Raw genomic sequence first — 19,424 nt, 5'->3', positions numbered from 1 at the left:
GATCCAGGCAACTCCGCCGCGGCTCGGCGGCAGAGTTGCCGGGCGGGTTCAGACAGACGACTCAGGCCGCATGCAGCCACTGCATGGCCATGGCATCTTGGGTAAAGGGGAAATGCCTGACCTCGGCATGCGTGATATGCCTGCCGACGAACTCGGCCATGCCCGCCAGATGACTGTCGGTCACCAGAGCGATCTGCTCCACCTGATGGCGATGATCTCTGACAAAGCCCATATGGGCGCTGAAGCCGGCCCAGTTTTCCCAGCCTGGAAAGTCCTTGGACTGAATCATCACCCCATGCAGTTTGGGATGCTCGGCCAGGAATTCGTCCACATCCTGGCTGACGCCGTCAAAATCCTGCTCGGTCAGGGGCCCATGGGGCTCCAGCAGCAAGATGCCTTCGGGTTTCATGAGGGAGTAATTGAGCATATGCAACTCCTGCAGCGAAACTTCACTGTACGCCTGCGCTCACTGGAATGCAGCCCTAGACAGCACCCGCAGCACAGGTTTTCTCTGCTCTTGCCGCCGCTCTGTACGGACTTGCTGAAACGCGACTGATTCGCTTACTGGCAGCCCATGGCCCGGCTCAGGCTCTGCATCTGCTCGCCCAGCGCGACACGCAGATCGGCGCGCATGGCATCGCGTGTCAGCAGTTCTTCGGCATAAAGTGCCGCCCAGTCAATCCCCACGCCCAGCACCACACCAGCGACCGCTCCCGCCACCGCCCCCACTGCCGTGCCGACACCGGGAACGACAGAGCCCACGGCCGCACCGGCTACCGCTGCCCCGGCCTTGCCCAGACCCTGCTTGGCAGCCGCCTTGGCCAGCACCTTGCTGGCGGCCTTCATCGAGGCCTTGGCCATGGCTTTGCCCGCGACGGCCGCGGCAAAAGCACCGCCCCCCGTGCCCACCAGGGCACTGGCCGTCAGACGCTGGCGTGCATCGCCCAGCAGCTCCAGCGCAGGCAGGCTGGCAACCTCGGCACGCACCAGACATTGCTCGGGACTCAGGGCCAGATGATGACGCGCCAGGGTTTGCTCGATGCGCTGCTGGCCCTCGGCCAGAGCGGCACCGCTGGTCAGCGCCTGTTTTTGCAGGGTCTGCACCCAGCCCTCCAGCCCTGGCGTGGCTCCCAGGGTTTCGCTGAGCTTGTTCTGCAGAAACTGACTCACATCGCCCGTGAGCAGACTGAGGATGCGGCCCCACTCCGCCCCCAGACTGAAATACCAGTCCAGATAGCGCTCGACGGCGGCATCCAGTTGCCGGTTCATCTCCGGGATGCTCTGGCACAGGGCCTGTCCGGCCTGGGCCCGGCCCAGCAGCTGCAGAACCTGCTGGCGTGTGGCCTCCAGCGTGCCGAGGCTGTAGAGCTGCTGCCCGATGCGCTCGCACTCGGGCAGGCGCTTGAGCGCCAGCGGGCTCTCCTGCGCACGCGCCAGGCCGTCAAGGGCTGCCGTGGTCTGCACCAGAATGCCCAGCACCAGCACGGCAACCAGGGCCAGCAAAGGCGCGGCCAGCAAAGGCGCGGCCGTCGAAGGCACGTCATTGCGCACTGCCCCCGAAGGCCTGGCCTGCAGCAGCAGGGCCGAGGAAGCCGATGCCCCCTGCATGGCGCGCGCCAGGCACAGCAGCACGCCTACCGGGCCGAACAGCGCCAGCAGCAACAGGCGCAGCATGGGCAACTGGGGCAGGTCGGCCATGGCGCCACTCGCCAGCTGCACGGCCAGCAGGGCATCCAGCCCCCAGCGCACCAGCCCCGAGGGCGCTGCATGAATCTGGGCCAGCGCATGATTCAATGCCTCGGGCTCCATGCCGGGGGCCAGCCCTCGCCCCAGATCCTGCTGACTGGCCATGGCGCATAGCCAGCTGCCGCCCCAAAGCACCAGCAGCAGCCAGGTGACAGCGCGCTGGGCCCAGGCCCAGGCAAAGGCTGACGATGAAAACTCTCGCTTCAGGCCCGCCTGCATGCCACAGGCCAGCAAGGCATAAAGCAAGGGGGCCAGCGCCAGCAGCGCCCATTCCCAGGGCGCCAGAAACCAGGCCTGCCAGAGTGAGCTGGTGCACAACAGCAAGGCCAGTGTCAATGCCTTGCAGGCCGGCCACCAACCGCCGCCGAGCCAGCGACCGATATGCCCCTGCGGCGCGAACTGCAAGCGCAGCAGCTTTTTGCGCAGCATCAGGAGCAGCCAATGCCCCCAGGCTGGCAACAGCACCAGCAGCAGGACTGCGAGCAGCCAGCCCCAGGGCGGCAGGCGCGTCAGCAGATGAGAAAAGCCGGCCAGGGCCGCCAGCCACAGCCAGCCCAGCAGTACCGCGCGCAGCAGAGTCCGCGGCCGGGTCGGCCCAAGCTCGGTCGCTGGCGCGCCAGCACGGTTCATGGTTCGCGGCTCTTGCCCGCTGCCCCCCGGCCTGCAGCAGCAATCCCTCTGGCGATGCGAGCGTTGTAGACCGTGAGGCGGCTCAGGCCCAGTTGTTCGGCAATCTTGGCGTCGGATGCGGTGCCAAGCAAGGCCACGGCCTCGTCGCTCCAGTCGAAAGCGCTGCTGGCAGCAGCTCCTGTCATCGAGTCAATACCGAGCTCGGTGCGCTTGGCCACCACGCTGGCCTTGCTGATGCCCAGCTGCTTCGCCACCTCGGCATCGGCCTCCCGGCCCAGCAGAGCCAGCGCTGGCTGCGTCCACTGGAAATGCCCGAAGGCGGGAATGCCCAGCGCATTGCGCTTGAGGTTGACCGTCTTGGCCGATGTGCCCCAGCGCTCGGCCAGCACGGCGTCTTTTTCCTGGCCCAGCAGGGCCAGCATTTCCTCGGTCCACGGCAGTGCAGCCTTGCCCATGCGTGCGTCCTTCCCGATCTCAAAAATACAAACCAGATTGGCACTCAGCCTATATTCAGTCTACGTTAACAGCTATTAAAACTGAATCATCTTAGGCACAGACACGAGGCGCAAGCCATGCTGGCGGCTCAACCTCAGCGGCAGTCTGCCGTCAGACATGTCCCCAGTAGATCAGCGCATCCCGCCCTTCCACAGACAGCGATACCTGCGCGCCCACGGGCAGCAGCACCTTGGTGGGCACATGGCCGAAGGGCAGGCCTTGCAGCACGGGGCGCTTAAGCTGCATGCGCAGCCAGTCGACAACGGTCTGCAGCTTGAAGCCCTTGTCGTGGGTGGTGAGTTTGAAGTCGGTGAACTGGCCAAAGATGATGGCTTTTTGCTTTTGCAGCACGCCCGCCAGCAGCAGCTGGGTCAGCATGCGCTCGATCTTGTAGGGGTGCTCTCCCACGTCTTCGATGAACAGAATGCCGCCGTCGACCTGCGGGAAGTAAGGCGTGCCCAGCAAGGACACCAGCACCGCCAGGTTGCCGCCCCACAAGGTGGCCCCGCCAGGAACATAGAAGTCCTTGAGTTGCGGCTTGCCATTGGGCAGCTCGCCAATCCTGGGCATCTGCCAGCCCGCGCCCTCGCCCTGGCCGCTGAGCAGGTCCTCGAAGCAGTCCAGCATGATGTCGTCCACGGGCTCGCCGGTCTTTTTGCTGTCCACACCGAAGTCGGCGTTGAGCGCGGGACCCGCCCAGGTGACCGAACCGGTCTGTGCCAGCATGGCCAGCTGAAAAGCCGTGAAGTCGCTCAGGCCGACAAACTTGGTGCCGCCCGCAATCGCCTTGGCCACGGTCTTGTACTTGATGCCCGGCAGAATGCGCGTGAGACCGTAGCCGCCGCGCGAAATCAGCGCCACGTCGGCTCCGCTGGCCGCTGCACGGTGGATAGCAGCCAGACGGGTGGCGTCGTCACCCGCAAAGCGCTGGCTGCTGGCCAGCGCATCGGCATCGACCTCCACCTCGTGGCCCAGGGCCTCCAGCTGCTTGATGCCGCGTTTGAAGGCTGCCTTGTCGCGCACCGCCCCCGAGGGCGAATAGATATAGACATGCTTGCCGCCATGGCTGTGATCATGGCCGCAGCAGCTGCCATCGGCGCTGTGCACATGGTCGTGATGATCGTGGTGACCGTGCTCATGGCTGCAGTGCTCGTCATGCACATGAGCCTGGTGGTCCGGCTCCTGCCCGTGCGAGTGGGCGTGGTGGGGATCTTGCTGCTGGGGCGCTGTAGTGGATCCAGGGGATTTGCGCGAGGTTGCCAAAGCCTTTTCATGCGGCCATCGGCCGCATGCTCCGTGAAAAGTGGGTGAATCCGCAGATTCAGAAGTTCATACGACTTCCGCAAAACAGGTTCAGGCCGGGCGACTGCCTCGGAAGGCAAGCCCTTGTTGCATTCTTGTTTGCGTAAGTCCTGGTTCAGATTCTTGCTCCGCCGGTCTGACCGATCGGGCTACGGCGCAAAGTATTCCACAGCCGCTGCACCACCGCCCTGCTGTGCTGCAGGAACCGGAGCGCCAGGCCGGGTTTGCCGCCAGACCCTGGCCTGTGCCGCCAACTGCGGCACGGCCTGCAGCCAGGCTGCCTGCCATTGCACAGCAGACACGGGCTGCTGCGTGGCTGCGGGCTGCAGCCACAGCCTGCCGGCCTGCGCCCATTGCTGCAGCAGATCGGCGGGAGGCGCAGCCAGCTCGGTCTGCAGACGCGGCCAGGCCTTGAGTGCGGCCCGATGGCCGGGCTGCGCAAACGGTGCATTCCACGCGCGGTCCTCTTCGGCATTGCTGCGCCCTTCCAATTCGGCCATGGCCCTGGCCACGTCCCAGCCGGGCTTGCGCGCTGCCTGCTCAAACCATTGCTGACGCTGCTCTGGCTGCGCATTCAGCGGCCAGGTATCGATCAGCCACGCGCCGGCAAAGCGCTCTGGCAGGGCTTGCGCTGCAGCCAGACCCAGGCGGCCACCATCACCCTGCCCGACCAGGACCAGCCGCCGCAGGTTGAGCGCTTCGATCAGCTCGGCGATAACCTGCAAATGCCACTGCGCGCTGTGCCGTTTGTCTTTCTTGGGTTGGTCGCTGCGCCCGAACCCTGGCAGATCGGGCACCACCACACGATGACCGGCGGCCAGCAAATCGGGCAGCAGATGCCGGAAGCCATAGCCCCAGCCCGGGCTGCCATGCAGGCACAGCCAGGTCAGTGCTGCATCCTCTGGCCCTTCATCGACCACCGCCAGACGCAGGCCCTGCAGCGCCGGCAGGTCGCTGCGCCACTGCGGCCGCCAGGGCCAGGCGGGCAGGTCGGCAAACGCCTCATCGGCATTGCGCAGCGCCCAGTCCTTGAGCGGATGCGGCTGCCGCGCCTTTTTTTCCTGGCGTCGCTGCTGGAAGAACTCTGCCATCAGCGCCGAGCATTGCGCGGCCAGCACGCCGCGCAGCACCCGCGTCTGGTGATTGATGGCGGGGTAGCCGAAGACATCGAGCACCGAACCGGCCGCACCGGTCCTGGGTTCGGCCGCGCCATAGACCACGGCATCCACACGCGCATGCAGCATGGCACCGCTGCACATGGTGCAAGGCTCCAGCGTCACATACAGCGTGCAACCCTCAAGCCGGTAATTGCCCAGAGTCCGAGCCGCTTCGCGCAGGGCCAGCACCTCGGCATGGGCCGTGGGGTCCTGGGCAGAGAGCGGGCTGTTATGACCGCGGCCTATGACCTGCCCGTCCTTGACGACCACAGCCCCCACCGGCACCTCGCCACAGGCGGCGGCGCGGCGCGCCTGCTCCAGCGCCTGGCGCATGAAGTGCTCGTGCACGGAAGCATCAGAATCCATAGCTATATGTGCCTGACAGACAAAGGCTTGGCAGATATTCCTTCAAGAAACACCGATACCGCTCAATGACCGCTGATCACCAGTTCCTTGCGCTCGCCAGAGTCATAGCCGTAGAGCGTGACCCGCGGGCTTTGCAACTCGCCCTGCGAATCAAAGGCAATCGTGCCCGTCACCCCTTCGTAGCGCGTCTGGCGCAAGCGGGGCAAATAGGCCTCGGCCTGGGCTGAATCGGCACTCAGCATGGCCTTGGCCAGCACCATGGTCGCGTCATAAGCGTAAGGGCTGTAAACCTGATATTGGCCGGGAAAATGCTGGTCGTATTTCTGCTTCCAGAGCAGACCGCCTGGCATATTGCCCAGGGAGCTGCCGCTCATCACGCAAACCACGTTCTTGAGCGCTGGCACCTTGTCGGCCATGGCAGGCAGGCGCTCCGAACATTGCGCATCACCGCCCAGGAATTTCACCTGATTCATGGCCAGCTGCGACATCTGACGCAGCATGAGACCGGCCTGCGCATCGAGCCCGCCGAAGAAGATCGCATCGGGCTTGCGGCCTTTGATGGCCGTGAGAATGGACGAAAACTGCGTGGCCTTGTCGCTGGTGTACTGCTTGTCGACAATCTGCACATCGCGCTCGGCCGCAGCGGCTTCAAACAGCTTGACGATGCCCTGTCCATAGGCCGTGCGATCGTCCACGATCGCGATGCGTTTGACGCCTTGGTGCTTGACGGCATAGTCCAGCAGAGCATTGACCATGGCCCGGTCATTGGCGATGACGCGGAAGGTGTCGTCATAGCCTGCCTCGGTAATCGCGGGGTTGGTGGCTGCGGGGGTGATATTGGGAATGCCACAGTCGTTGTAGATCTTGGCAGCCGGCAAGGTCGTGCCCGACTGAAGATGCCCCACCACGGCCGCCACCTTCCTGTCGCAGAAGCGGCGTGCCAGCGCCGTGGCCTGGCCGGGGTCGCCCACATCGTCACCGGCCTCCAGCTTCCAGTGCACGGGACGGCCGCCCAGTTGCAGCTTGCGGGCGTTGAGCTCGTCAATCGCCATGCGCACGCCGTTCTCCTCATCCTTGCCCAGGGCTGCGATAGGACCGGAGACCGGGCCGCCATGGGCAATGCGCACCACCAGAGGCTTTTCCGCATCCGCCGCGTAAGCGGACGACAGGGATGCGGCGACCAGGGCCAGGCTCAGGGCAGACGAGGTGCGAACACAGCGGCTCTGGGCCGAGCGATCAGTCATGGACATGCTTTCTCCTTGATGAAGCGGAAGGCTGTGGCACGCAAGCCTACGCCAGGCCAAAGCCTCAAGCGTAGCGGCAAAGCCTGCGATACCAGCTCGATGTGCAAGCGAAGGGGCAAACCCTGGAGTCTAGGGACCAGAACTCCATTGGAGCAATTGCTAGCAAGCCCGAGCAGGCCCGACTCTTCCTGCGTTGAGCACAGACTCCGGCTGCTGGGGATATTTCGGATTTCGGCTGAAGCTGCCGACCATGCTCTTGCACCATCGCCGACTCAGCGCCTTGATTGTGCCGCGTTGACAGGGATGGTGCACGCTGCGCCGGACTTTCCTGGCTTCAGGGAAAGCCTTTTTTTGAAGGCCGGCAAGTTCACCACGGCCACAGGCAGCCGCAGACCGTGCAGGCCCGGTACGGCTTTCGCGACCTCAGCGGTAACAATCAGGGATCTGTGACCTGCCTGCACGGTGTGAGCAGGTCCCGCGATGGGGAGCATGGCCACGCGCAATCTATCGGGCCAGCACCTGATTCAGCGCATACATCGATTGCGCCAGCGCGCGAATATCAGCCTGCTGATGCAGTCTTTCCAGCCAGTGCGCAGGAATGCCGCTGCGCCCCCAGAACGCCCCCGCGATCTGGCCGGCAATGGCCGCTGTGGTGTCGGCATCGTCACCCAGATTGGCCGCCTCCAGAACGACGGCTTCAAAGCTCTCAAGCCTGTCAAAACACCACAAAGCTGCTTCCAGACTGTGCACCACATAGCCCGAACTCTGGATCTGCTCGCGGCTTTTGCCGCGCCAGCTGCCTTGTGCAATCTCGGCAATGCGTGGGCTGCCAAACGGCAGCGCGGCAAGATCCAGCACCTGCGCCTTGTTGGCGCCCAGCAGGGCGCGGCTCAATATCACGGCAAACAGACGGCAGGCATCCAGGCACTCCGCAGCGGCATGTGTGGTGCGGGAGCTCAGCGCCGCCATCTCCTGCACCTCTTGCTCGTCATGGGCATACGCCATGGCCACCGGAGCCAGCCGCATCAGCGAGCCATTGCCGGCGCTGCGCGCATCTTCACTTCCCGCCAGCGCATTGCCGGTACGCAGGTATTGCTGTATCGCCTCGCGCGTTGCCATGCCGATATCAAAGCAGTGACCGGTGGAGCTCCAGTAACCCCACTGATACCAGTTGGCGTAGCGCGTCATCTGGTCCCCGGGGTCGCAACCTCCCTTGACGACCAGGCTCTCGGCCAGGCACAAAGCCATGGATGTGTCATCCGTCCATTGTCCGGCCCTCAGTGAAAACGGCCCGCCCCCCACCATATCGGTCAGCGGCGCAAAGCTGCCGCGCGCCCGGAACTCCAGTGTCGTGCCCACGGCATCGCCGCAGGCCAGGCCCAGCAGAGCTCCTTCAAAACGGTCCAGCGTGTTCATTGTCCGGCCCTCAGCTGCGCACGCGCGGCCATCAGCGCAAAACCCAGCAGGTTCTGTCCGCGCCATTTGCGCGGCTGCTCGGCGTCGGGATTGGCCGCGCCCATGCCGATGCCCCAGATGCGGTCGCGCGGACTGGCCTCGACCAGTACACGCTCACCAGTTCTCAGCAGAAACTCCCCCATGGCCGGGTTCTGCGAGAACTTGGCCACACTGGCGCGCACCACGATATCGAAGCACTCCGCCTTCCAGCGTGCCTCGTCAAAATTGCGCACGCTGCGCCCTATCTGCTTGGCACTGGCCGGAGACGGCGCAGCCAGCACCTGCGCGCGCGCCTCTTCATCCCCGAACAGCCGCGCCTTGGCTGCCATCATGAAATGCTCTGCCGTGGCAAAGCGGTCTCCTTCGACGGTGAATGGAGCAGAAAACCACTGGCTCAGGCAGCCTTTGCCCACCGAGCAATTCTTTTCGGGCTGATGGCCCCAGAAGCAAAGGAATTTGGGGCGGTAGCCTTGATCGAGCTGGACCAACAGGTCCGTCAGGGATCGAATTTCGTAATCTCGGTTCATGTCTGTTCTTCTTGATAATGGTTCAGCCACCAACGGGAAAAGCCCGCCAACGTGGCGTGAGTGGAGTCAATAGCCTGCAGACCCGGCCCGGTATTGGGCGACCCGCCTTGCTCGCGCAGCACCAGTGCCTTGTGAATCCGCTCGCCCACGCCTTCGAAATACGGCAGAAAGTCATCGACAAATGCCAGGGGCTGCAACTGGGCCAGGGCTTGAGCCTTGGGGCTGAGGCCTGGATCAGTACGGCTGCTGGTGGCGATCACACGCGATATGGGAAAGCCCAGCTTGCGCAGATTGGTCTGCCGAGCCTCGGCGAACTGCGGCTTGATCGCCGACACACAGACCAGCTCGTAACCGGCGGCGCACAGCTGCTCGCAAGCCTGTAGCGCTCCTGCAATCGCGGGAATACCGGACCAGAACTGCGCATCAAAACTGGCGCGAAAACGGTTCAGATCCTCGCCCTGCAAGTTGGCAACGCCCCATCGCTCCATGGCCCAGTAGGCGTCAGGCTGCTTCAACACCGGACGCTCGCCAAATACCCGCTCCCAGGCTGAGGCATAGGCGAGGTTGTAGTCCAGCAGCACGCCATCGGCGTCGCTAGCTATGATTTTTGAAACTTTCATGACGGCAGCTTCAGCAGATACCGGGCCGGGACGACATCGGTCAGCCACACGCCGTTGTCGGAGCGATAGAACACATGGCCCTCGCCCTGCATACGCGCGGCGTCCACCTGCAGCAAGGCCAGCTTGCCGTGACGACTGCCGACCTGAGCAGCCACTGCCTGGCTTTCGGACAAGTGGACATGATGGCGTGACTGCCGGTTCAGGCCCTCATGAAAGATCGCATCCAGAAAACGCGTGGCCGTGCCGTGGTAGAGCACTGCCGGAGGGCGCCTTGCCTCAAGACCCAGTTCTACCTTGATGGAGTGGCCCTGATTGGCGCGTATGCGCTTGCCATCTGCGCTGAAGGAATAGCGTTGCTTGTTGTTGTCAGCCACGATGGTCTGCAAATCCTCCAGACTGGTGGGTCGGCCGGAGCGCGCCAGACAGGCCAGCAGTTCATCGGTGTGGGCCCAACCCGCATCGTCGAGCTTGAGGCCTATGGTCTCAGGACTGTGTCTCAGCACCAGGCTGAGGAACTTGCTGCGTGCGGTAGTGTTTTGATTTTTCATTTTCTTGTTCTCTTTGTTTGAAGCTGTCGACCTGGCTCATGACAGGTTCTAGCGCTGCCCAGCGCCCGACCTTGGCGTACTTTCCACGGTGCCACAGCCTGGTCGCAAACCCAGGCCCGGCTTTGTCGGCATGCGTCTGCATGCGTCTGCATGCTTGGAGCGGGCTCCAGCTACAGGATATAAGTTGCATTGAACAACTTAAGAAAGTTGTACAATACAACCCATCATTCATCCCGTCAAGCCTGATTTATGAGCGTTACACAGCGTCACTCCAAGCCAGCGCCGGACTTTCCTCGCCCCTACACCACGGTGGATGTGGTGATCTTCACGATTGCGCAAGGCCGCTTGAATGTATTGCTGGTGCAACGCCCAGGTCACGACGATGATCCATTTCCCGGCCTCTGGGCCTTGCCCGGGGGGTTTGTGAATGTGGATCTCGATGCCGATCTGCAGGCCTGCGCCGCGCGCAAGCTCAAGGAGAAGACGGGTGTGGACAGCCCTTATCTGGAACAGCTTGGCAGCTGGGGCGGCGCGGCACGTGATCCGCGTGGCTGGTCGGCCACCCATGTGTACTTTGCGCTGATTCCCGCCCATGAGCTGCAACTGACCAAAGGCGCCAATGCGGCCGATGTGGCCTGGTTCGAAGTGGATGAATTGCTGCGCCGGCCTGCACTGGCGTTTGACCATGGCAGCATCTTGCAGACGGCGGTGGAGAGACTGCGCAGCAAGGTCGAATACACCTCGCTGCCCGCTTTTTTGCTGAGCGAGCCCTTCACCCTGCCCCAGTTGCAGCAAGTCTATGAAACCGTGCTGGGTCGCAGCGTGGACAAAAGCGGCTTTCGCACCCGCATGCTGGCAGCGAACTTTCTGGTCGAAGCCGGCCATGTGGAAGGCGTGTCGAACCGCCCCGCCATGGGCTACCGGCTGGCGGACCGCAGCGGGCCCGTGGTATTTCCGCGCACATTCAGCCCACGCGGCCATTGATACAGGCGATTACCCGCCGCTGTGCCGAAACCGGGGCTTGCTGAGATAATCCTGCCCCTATGTCTCTCCTGCCCCACCAGCTCGAACTCCTGTCCCCGGCGCGCGACGCCGATATCGGCATCGAAGCCGTCAATCACGGCGCGGACGCCGTCTATATCGGCGGACCGGCCTTTGGCGCGCGAGCGACTGCAGGCAATGACATCCGCGATCTGGAGCGGCTCATCAAGCACGCCCACCGCTTTGGCAGCCGCATCTTCATCACGCTCAACACCATCTTGCGCGACGATGAGCTGCAGGGCGCACGCGATATGGCCTGGCAGATCTACAACGCCGGCGCCGATGCGCTGATCATCCAGGACATGGGTCTGCTGGAACTCGATCTGCCACCCATCCAGCTGCACGCGTCCACCCAGACCGATATCCGCACGCCCGAGAAGGCCCGCTTTCTGCAGGACGCCGGCCTGTCGCAGATCGTGCTGGCGCGCGAGCTGGATCTGAAACAGATTGCCGCCGTGCGCGCCGCGACAGACCCGAGCCGCACCACCATCGAATACTTTGTGCATGGCGCGCTGTGCGTGGCCTACTCGGGCCAGTGCTTCATCAGCCATGCCCATACCGGACGCAGCGCCAACCGTGGCGACTGCAACCAGGCCTGCCGCCTGCCTTATGAAGTAACGGACGCCAGCGGCCGCATCATCGCGCATGAAAAGCACGTGCTGTCCATGAAGGACAACAACCAGAGCGATAACCTGCGCGCCCTGATCGACGCCGGCGTGCGCAGCTTCAAGATCGAGGGCCGCTACAAGGACATGGGCTATGTGAAGAACATCACGGCCCATTACCGCAAGCTGCTCGACGAAATCATCGAGGAGCGCGAGTTCTCCGATCAGCCGCTGGCGCGCTCGTCGTCAGGCCGCACCACTTTCTCGTTCGAACCCGATCCGGACCAGAATTTCAACCGCGAGTTCACAGACTACTTCGTCAATGGCCGCAAGGATGACATCGGCGCCTTCGACACGCCCAAGACACCGGGTCGTGCCATCGGCTGGGTGACACAGGTCGGCGACAAATGGTTCGAGATCGAAACCAGCGACAAGACCGCCGAGCTGCACAACGGCGACGGTCTGTGCTACTACGATCTGCAAAAGGAACTGGTGGGCGTGCACATCAACCGTGCCGAATGCGTGAGCGCCAAAAAAGGCATCTGGCGCGTCTTCCCCAAAAACGAGATCGCCGAATTCAAGGATCTGCGCAAGGGCCTGGAAATCAACCGCAACCGCGATATGGACTGGGTACGTACGCTGGAGAAGAAGTCCAGCGAGCGCCGTATCGGTCTATGGGCCGAGTTCAAGGAAGCTGCTGCCGGCTTTGCGCTGACGCTGACCGACGAGGACGGGTTTGTCGGGGCTGCCGCCATTGCGCATGAGCACCAGAGCGCCACCGACCCAGCCAAGGCAGAAGCCACGCTGCGCGAGCAACTGGGACGCTTTGGCGCGACGGTTTTCGAGGTGAACGATATTTCACTGAGCCTGAGTCAGCCCTGGTTTGTACCCGCCTCCGTGCTCAACCAGCTGCGTCGCGATGCCGTTGCCGCATTGGAACAGGCCCGCGCCGACGGCTTTGTGCGTCTGCCCCGCGCCAAGCCCGTGGAGCCGCCCGTGCCTTTTCCTGAAGACACACTGACCTATCTGGCCAATGTCTACAACCAGAAGGCCCATGACTTCTATGTGAAGCATGGTGTGAAGATCATCGACGCCGCCTACGAGAGCAAGGAAGAGGAAGGCGAAGTCTCGCTGATGATCACCAAGCACTGCGTGCGCTTCTCGATGAGCCTGTGTCCCAAACAGGCCAAGGGCGTGATCGGCGTCAAGGGCACCATCAAGGCAGAGCCGCTGCAGCTGATCAACGGCAAGGAAAAGCTCACGCTGCGCTTTGACTGCAAGCCCTGCGAGATGCATGTGGTTGGCAAGATGAAGAAGTCGGTGCTCAACCAGCATGCCAAGGAAATGAAAGAGTCTCCCATGCAGTTCTACCGTACACGCCCCACGCCTCAGCAACTTTCCTGAGCACGTTTGAGCCCACAAAAAAGCCCGCTACCGGCAACGGTTGGCGGGCTTTTTACAGCCTCAGAACCACTGGTAAAAACCCTCGGTTCAATCCCTTTGCTCAAATCGTCTATTTTTTAGGCAATCCGTGCAAATCACCATCTGGCGCGGGTTTCAAGGCTTGAAAGCATAGTTTTCCACAAGAGCGTCCACATGATGCGGGGATAAAACTGAGGCATCCATCACACATAACTGTATACATGAACAGTTGCATGTATCAGGCTTGTCCAACAGCCGATATCTTGCCAAAAGACAGCTTTGTACAAGCCTCTTGCAGCAACTTTGCCACTGCCGGCACCAGGGTGCTGAAGTTGGCAAACCCATGCAACATGCCTTTCGCACGAAGGCTGGAAACGGGTACGCCAGCCTGCTGCAGGCGCAGGCCAAAGGCCTCTCCTTCGTCGCGCAATATGTCCAGCTCCGCCGTCACCAGCACCGCTGCCGGCAAACCAGCGAGATCGGGGTACTGCATGATGGAGGCCAGTGGATGTGCAGGCCTGGCAGGGTGATAGTGATGCCACATCGCGGCCATGGCTTCGGTGGTGAGAAACGGCATCTGCCCATAAAGCGCATGCGATGGCGCATCCATATGCGCATCGCAGACCGGATAGAACAGCAATTGCTGGGATATGCCTCTCCAGCCGTCTTCTTTTGCGCGCAGGCAGGTGGCGACGGCCAGATTGCCCCCCGCGCTGTCGCCCGCCACCATCAGTTGCCGCGCATCGCAATGCAGCTCGGCCGCATGCAGTGCCACCCAGCGCGTGGCGGCATAGGCGTCGTCCAGCGCGGCGGGAAAGACATGCTCGGGAGCCAGCCGGTAATCGACCGACACAATATTCATGCCGGTTATACGCGCCAGGTGGCGGCACAGATTGTCATGCGTTTCCAGCGTGCCTATGCACCAGCCACCGCCGTGAAAATAGACCATGACCGGCGCTGCCTGCGCGGTGCCGGGACGGTACAGGCGCAGCTTGAGCGGCTGGCCATCGCCACCGGGAATGTCGATCTCACGCACCTCATGCATGGGCAGGTCGGCAGGCGGAAAGGCCATGTGGTCCATGAGCTTGCGGATTTCGGGCACCGGAGTGGCCACAAAATCCATGGGCGGAGCATCCTTGAACTGCTCCAGCACAGCAGCCATTTCTGGGTGTATCTGCATTGGGACTCCTTGAAGTTGATGGAGCGCGCCCGACCAGGACAGGCCAGGACGGGCGCAAGACGGCACTCAGGCCACAAGCTCTTCGGTCTGGTGGTGGATATAGTCCTGCCATACCGGCGCACTCATCTCCTGCCGGAAGCGCGACTGCGACCAGGGCCATGTGTTGGGCACACCGTTTCTGTCCAGGTACCAGCTGTTGCAGCCCGAGCCGAAGACCGAGCCTTTGGCGGCCTGCAAGCGCTCCTGGTCGTACTGAGCCAGGGCTTCGGGCCTGGCCGAAAGCCCTGCCACACCGGCTTGCTGACCACGCTCTATCAGCTGCGAGATATAGCCCCACTGCATTTCCGAGGTATCGATCAGCGAGAAGTTGCCCACGGGAGAGGTCGGCCCGTTCATGAAGTAAAAGTTGGGAAAGCCCGGCACCGAGATGGACTTGTATGCCGTGGGCACATCGCTCCAGGCCTGCTCCAGCGTGGCTCCGTTCAGGCCCGTCACATTCATGGGGCGCACATAGCGGTCGGCCTTGAATCCCGTGGCCAGGACGATGATGTCCACCTCATGCAGCACGCCGTCGCTGGTACGCACTCCCTTTTTCTCGACCTTGGCAATAGCTTCGGTGATCAACTCGGAATCGGGGTGCTGGATCGCCTTGTAATAGTCGGGCGAATAAATCAGGCGCTTGCAACCAGCCCGGTAATGAGGCTGCAGTTTTTCACGCAAGGCTGCGTCTGCAACAGAGCCATCCAGGTTGTCCTGGCAGATTTTCTGAATTTCCTGAATCTGCTCCGAATTCGGATCCAGCACACCCTCGGTAAAGCGCTCCACATTGGCTACATAAGTGGGTTCGCGCTGCAGATAAACCAGCAGATCGCGGTTGCTGCGGAATTCGGCACGCTGCTCTTCGCTGAAAGCTGGATTCTCGACCGGAAAAATCCATTGTGCCGTGCGCTGAAAATGTCGCACCCTGGCACGCGACGCCAGTGCCGAGACAATTTGCACGCCCGTTGATCCCGTGCCGATGACGGCGATCCTTTTGCCGTCCAGCGGTACAGAATGATCCCAGCGCGCACTGTGAATCGTGTCCCCCTCGAACTCCTCCAGGCCCTTGATCTGCGGATAGTTGGGGTGGTGCAGCACACCTGTGGCGGCAACCACCACCTTGCCCTGGTATTGCTTGCCATGCTGATCCTGCAGCGTCCATGCATCGCACGTCCATTCGGCACGCGTGATTTCGGTGCCGAACTGCGAAAAATCGGCAATACCGTGCTTCTGGAACACGCCTTCGAAATACTGCTGAATCTCGGCTCCGGGCGGAAGTACCCGAGACCATTCGGGGTTGGGCTCGAAAGAATAGGTATAGGCGTGCGATGGCACATCGCAAGTCAGGCCTGGATAAGTATTATCCCGCCAGGTCCCCCCCAATGTCCCGGCCTTTTCCAGAATAATGAATTTCTTCCCGCTATTCTTCAGATGAATACCAGCCAGAATTCCGGACATTCCGCAACCAATCACTATGACGTCATATTTCATTGGAAATCCTTAAATATTAATTACTTTTGCTGCAGAGAATCCACCATCCACCGGAAGATTGACCCCGGTAATAAATGAAGAAATATCGGAAAGCAAAAATGCCACGGCATTACCTACCTCTTGCGGCCTGCCCGCACGCTTGAGCAAATGCATGGCCTCGAAAGCCTGGCCTACAGGCAGTTCATCAAGCATGGTGGTCATGGGTGTATGGATATAGCCGGGGCTGATGCTGTTGACCCGCACGCCGTAAGGACCGAGATCCGATGCCAGACTGCGCACCATCTGGATCACAGCTCCCTTGGAGGTGCAATAGGCCAGATTGGTCGGGTTGCCCAGCATGCCGTTGATGCTGGCGATGGTGACGATGGAGCCCTGACCCCGCCGTTTCATGTGGCTGGCCACGGCACGAGCACTGAGCATGGTTCCCGTCAAATTGACCTGCAGTACCTGCTCCCACTCATGCAAGGGCATGCTCTCCAGATCACCCACGCGGGAAATGCCAGCCGAAGTCACCAGCCCATCAATCTGCCCATAGCGGTCCAGCATGTAAGCAGCCAACTCATTGGTCAGCTTCTCGCTGCTCACGTCGAGCTTGCGAAATTCGCAGCCCTGCGGCAAATCCTGACTTTGCTGCAGATCGGCACACACCACCTTGGCTCCGCTGGCTGCCAGGGCCTGGGCGCTGGCCAGGCCTATGCCCGAGGCACCACCTGTAACCAGAACCACTTTTCCTTCCAAACCACTGATGAATGGATTCATTTTCAAACCTCAATACTGGCTGACCGCCACCAATTGGCGATGAGGATTGAGATTCTTTGTTCTTTTCAAATTCAAATCACTCTGAGTTTTCCTCTTTACAAAATAAGTTTGTGTTTACAGTCCCTAGTGGAAACCATTAATTCATTTGGACGTACTGTGCCCGGATTTTTTATATGTCAAGCAGGTCTTTCCATTTAATCAATCAATAAAGACTGTAAACACCTTCAATAACTGTCAAGCGGGAATTCGTGAGAAATATAGATAAGCCGTAAATGCTTTAATTCATTCGTATTTAGCCAATGAGGAAATCATGAAAGTTGCAGTCATCACCGGTGCAGCCAGCGGAATTGGTGCAGGCCTTGCCAAAAAGGCAGTCACTCTTGGAATGAAAGTCGTGGTTGCAGACCGCGACCAGGCGGGTCTTGAGAAAGTCGCGCTGGAACTGGGAGATCAGGCATTGGCCGTGGCCACCGATGTCACCAGCCAGGCGTCGCTGGATACACTGGCCGACAAGGCCTATGCAGCTTTTGGTCAGGTCGATCTGCTGTTCAACAACGCAGGCGTTCTCAGCACCGGCAATAGCTGGGAGATCAGCGATGCCAAGTGGCAGCAGGCCTGGCAAGTCAACGTCAACGGCATTGTCAATGGCCTGCGCGCTTTTGTGCCGCGTCTGCTCAAGGCCAACCGGCCTGCCCGCATCGTCAACACAGCATCGGTAGGCGGCTTTCTGCCCAGCGCCATGATGGCCCCCTACTCCGCCACCAAGTTCGCAGTGGTCGCGCTGACCGAAGGTCTGGCTGGCGAACTCGCGGCCATTGATCCGCAAATCAAGGTCTCGCTGCTGGCACCAGGCCCCGTCAGGACAGCCATCTTCCGAGAAGCGCCTGACGCGGCGTCGGCAAAGTTTCACGGCATGATGACCCATTTGCTAGACGAAAACGGTATGGACACCGAGGAGTTTGCCAACCGCGTCTTTGCAGCCATTGACCGTGGTGAATACTGGATCGTGCCTCAGCCGGAAATGCTGGACCCGCTGCTCAAGGCCCGCAACAAGCTCATCGAGACGCGCACCGACCCGGTGCTGTCCTGGACGCAGGAGATCGCAGAGTGAAACCAGGGCCTGCTTTTGCAGGCCCTGGCAGCATTTGCGGACACGCCCGGATATCAGGTGCCCCAAAGCTCTCTGGCCACCTGCTCGAACTGGCGTCGCATCACGTTTTTCTGCACCTTGCCCGTCGCCGTGGACGGGAAGGCCTCCACAAAATGGACCAGTTTTGGCACTTCAAAGCCGCTGAGATGATTGCGGCAATGGGCCAGTATCGACTCCGAATCCACTTGAGCCCCCGGCTTGCGCATGACAAAGGCACAGACCGCCTCGCTCCAGTGGGGATGCGGCAGACCGAACACGGCGGCGGCCGCCACTTCAGGATGCGCCAGCACCACGGCTTCAACCTTCACGCTGGCCACGTTCTCGCCGCCGGTCTTGATCATGTCCTTCTTGCGATCTATGAACTCCATGCGCCCCTGCGCGTCCCACATGCCCAGGTCGCCGGTATGGTGCCAGCCAAACTTCTGTGCCTCTGCCGTCGCCTTTGGGTCCTTGAAATAACCCAGCATGACATTGGGGCCGCGATGCACGATCTCGCCGACCTGGCCCGCTCCCAGCAGATTGCCATCGTCGTCCATAACGGCGGTCTCACACGTGCTCAGAGAGCGCCCCCAGAAATTGGCATCGCATTCGGCATTGAGCAAGGGGTAGAAAGTCATGGTGGCCGGATATATCTCGGTCTGCCCCGTGGCTAGAGAGATATTGCGGCACATGCGCTGCGCAATCTGGGCGATCAAGGGTTTGGGAATGGGTGCCATGGCATAGATGCACTGCCGGATGGTGGTGGGCGCAAAACCCGGATCGGCCAGCACCGCTGCATACATCAGGGGCAGCCCGACAAAGATCGTCACACCCTCCTTCATCACCAGTTGCCCCACCTCCGCCGGCACAAACTGCCGCGTGAGCACGGTGCAAGCACCTGCCGCCAGCGCAGTCTGCACCAGCGCATGCTGGGCGCAATGAAACAGAGGCAACCAGCCGCTGAGCACATCGGCCTCGCCATATTTCATCTCGTCGATATTGCCCTTGACCGCCGCGTATACCGACAGATGGGAATGCACCACGCCCTTGGGATTGCCCGTGGTGCCGCTGGTGTACATGAGCAAGGCCGCCTGGTTGTCGTCAATATCAACCTCGGGCAAAGCATCGGACTGGCCTGCCTCGGACTGTGCCAACGATATGCCCGGCAGTCCTGGCTGTACTTGCTGCGTTTGCGGGCGCGTGATGATGAGCGGCACCTGCAATTGCTGCAGAATTTCGGCCAGCCCGGGCAGGGCCAGCAACTCCTGATCGACCACCACTGCCGACACCTCTGCATGCCGCAGGATGTAGTCAATGCTCGATACCTCCAGCTTGATATTGACGGGCACCCACACCTGCCCCGCCTTGTGAATGGCATTGCAGGCCACCACCATGTCTATGGAATTGGCGCACAGCATGCCGATCTGCTTGCCCGTCCCCAGCGTCGAGAGCAAATAATGCGCGAAGCGCGAACTTCGCGCATCCAGCTCGGCATAGCTGATGCGCTCAGCACCATCGACCAGCGCCGTGCGGCTGCCAGACTTGCGCGCACTGCGGTGGAGCAGGTCGCCCAGCGCAATGCGCCGGATGCGCCGTGCCTCCTTCGTCAGACTCATCTCGATCATGGTTTGTCTCCTTGATAGTGTGCAACCCGGAACCCATAACCCA

Annotated in this window: 17 protein-coding genes; 3 read left to right on the top strand and 14 right to left on the bottom strand. The window is 61.5% G+C overall.

What is annotated here, in order from left to right; all coding sequences use genetic code 11:
• Window positions 1–61: 61 nt before the first annotated feature.
• From CSE6_RS10905 to CSE6_RS10860, 10 genes are all read right to left on the bottom strand, one after another.
• Complete coding sequence (locus CSE6_RS10905) at window positions 62–427, bottom strand: STAS/SEC14 domain-containing protein (RefSeq protein WP_059440512.1); 366 nt, start codon at window positions 425–427, stop codon at window positions 62–64.
• Window positions 428–561: 134 nt separating this feature from the next.
• Window positions 562–2,376, bottom strand: a complete 1,815-nt coding sequence (locus CSE6_RS10900; RefSeq protein WP_059440511.1) for a hypothetical protein — start codon at window positions 2,374–2,376, stop codon at window positions 562–564.
• The gene (locus tag CSE6_RS10895; protein ID WP_034383772.1) at window positions 2,373–2,831 is read right to left on the bottom strand and encodes a hypothetical protein; all 459 of its coding nucleotides are present in this window, start codon (window positions 2,829–2,831) and stop codon (window positions 2,373–2,375) included. Before CSE6_RS10895 ends, CSE6_RS10900 begins: the two co-directional genes overlap by 4 nt.
• A gap of 151 nt (window positions 2,832–2,982) precedes the next feature.
• Complete coding sequence (locus CSE6_RS10890; protein WP_003063276.1) at window positions 2,983–4,032, bottom strand: LD-carboxypeptidase; 1,050 nt, start codon at window positions 4,030–4,032, stop codon at window positions 2,983–2,985.
• A 290-nt stretch (window positions 4,033–4,322) separates the two neighbouring features.
• The gene (tadA, locus tag CSE6_RS10885) at window positions 4,323–5,696 is read right to left on the bottom strand and encodes a tRNA adenosine(34) deaminase TadA (protein ID WP_083994718.1); all 1,374 of its coding nucleotides are present in this window, start codon (window positions 5,694–5,696) and stop codon (window positions 4,323–4,325) included.
• Between the two features lie 62 nt (window positions 5,697–5,758).
• Entirely contained in the window at window positions 5,759–6,946 is a 1,188-nt protein-coding gene (locus tag CSE6_RS10880; protein ID WP_034351726.1) for a branched-chain amino acid ABC transporter substrate-binding protein, read from the bottom strand.
• A gap of 498 nt (window positions 6,947–7,444) precedes the next feature.
• Window positions 7,445–8,356 carry an ADP-ribosylglycohydrolase family protein gene (locus CSE6_RS10875; protein WP_059440510.1) on the bottom strand — a complete coding sequence of 304 codons (912 nt, stop codon included), beginning with the start codon at window positions 8,354–8,356 and terminating at the stop codon, window positions 7,445–7,447.
• Entirely contained in the window at window positions 8,353–8,922 is a 570-nt protein-coding gene (locus CSE6_RS10870) for an NADAR family protein (protein WP_059440509.1), read from the bottom strand. The genes CSE6_RS10875 and CSE6_RS10870 overlap by 4 nt, the downstream gene beginning before the upstream one ends.
• The gene (locus CSE6_RS10865; RefSeq protein WP_059440508.1) at window positions 8,919–9,542 is read right to left on the bottom strand and encodes an HAD family hydrolase; all 624 of its coding nucleotides are present in this window, start codon (window positions 9,540–9,542) and stop codon (window positions 8,919–8,921) included. Before CSE6_RS10865 ends, CSE6_RS10870 begins: the two co-directional genes overlap by 4 nt.
• The gene (locus CSE6_RS10860) at window positions 9,539–10,090 is read right to left on the bottom strand and encodes an RNA 2'-phosphotransferase (protein WP_059440507.1); all 552 of its coding nucleotides are present in this window, start codon (window positions 10,088–10,090) and stop codon (window positions 9,539–9,541) included. Before CSE6_RS10860 ends, CSE6_RS10865 begins: the two co-directional genes overlap by 4 nt.
• A 249-nt stretch (window positions 10,091–10,339) precedes the next feature.
• On the opposite strand from CSE6_RS10860, the gene CSE6_RS10855 reads away from it, so the two are divergent.
• On the top strand, window positions 10,340–11,074 hold the full coding sequence (locus CSE6_RS10855) for an NUDIX domain-containing protein (RefSeq protein WP_034351716.1): 735 nt from the start codon (window positions 10,340–10,342) through the stop codon (window positions 11,072–11,074).
• Between the two features lie 59 nt (window positions 11,075–11,133).
• Window positions 11,134–13,140: a U32 family peptidase gene (locus CSE6_RS10850; RefSeq protein WP_003063288.1), complete on the top strand. Its 2,007-nt coding sequence runs from the start codon at window positions 11,134–11,136 to the stop codon at window positions 13,138–13,140.
• A gap of 256 nt (window positions 13,141–13,396) precedes the next feature.
• Here the strand turns inward: CSE6_RS10850 and CSE6_RS10845 are convergent, their stop codons facing one another.
• The 3 genes from CSE6_RS10845 to CSE6_RS10835 all read right to left on the bottom strand — a co-directional run bounded on the left by CSE6_RS10845 (window position 13,397) and on the right by CSE6_RS10835 (window position 16,627).
• Complete coding sequence (locus CSE6_RS10845) at window positions 13,397–14,338, bottom strand: alpha/beta hydrolase (RefSeq protein ID WP_034397768.1); 942 nt, start codon at window positions 14,336–14,338, stop codon at window positions 13,397–13,399.
• A 66-nt stretch (window positions 14,339–14,404) separates the two neighbouring features.
• Complete coding sequence (locus CSE6_RS10840) at window positions 14,405–15,868, bottom strand: NAD(P)/FAD-dependent oxidoreductase (RefSeq protein WP_034383745.1); 1,464 nt, start codon at window positions 15,866–15,868, stop codon at window positions 14,405–14,407.
• A 9-nt stretch (window positions 15,869–15,877) separates the two neighbouring features.
• Window positions 15,878–16,627: an SDR family NAD(P)-dependent oxidoreductase gene (locus CSE6_RS10835; protein ID WP_059440506.1), complete on the bottom strand. Its 750-nt coding sequence runs from the start codon at window positions 16,625–16,627 to the stop codon at window positions 15,878–15,880.
• A 310-nt stretch (window positions 16,628–16,937) separates the two neighbouring features.
• Between CSE6_RS10835 and CSE6_RS10830 the strand changes: the two genes are divergently transcribed.
• Window positions 16,938–17,738: an SDR family oxidoreductase gene (locus CSE6_RS10830; RefSeq protein WP_034351709.1), complete on the top strand. Its 801-nt coding sequence runs from the start codon at window positions 16,938–16,940 to the stop codon at window positions 17,736–17,738.
• A 53-nt stretch (window positions 17,739–17,791) separates the two neighbouring features.
• Here the strand turns inward: CSE6_RS10830 and CSE6_RS10825 are convergent, their stop codons facing one another.
• Window positions 17,792–19,381 carry a class I adenylate-forming enzyme family protein gene (locus tag CSE6_RS10825; RefSeq protein WP_059440505.1) on the bottom strand — a complete coding sequence of 530 codons (1,590 nt, stop codon included), beginning with the start codon at window positions 19,379–19,381 and terminating at the stop codon, window positions 17,792–17,794.
• Window positions 19,382–19,424 lie beyond the last annotated feature (43 nt).

Origin of the sequence: Comamonas sp. E6 (assembly GCF_001010305.1) — a bacterium.
Classification (GTDB): domain Bacteria; phylum Pseudomonadota; class Gammaproteobacteria; order Burkholderiales; family Burkholderiaceae_C; genus Comamonas; species Comamonas thiooxydans.
The sequence above is the reverse complement of the archived record's forward strand: the minus strand, read 5'-3'. Positions and strand labels throughout refer to the sequence as shown.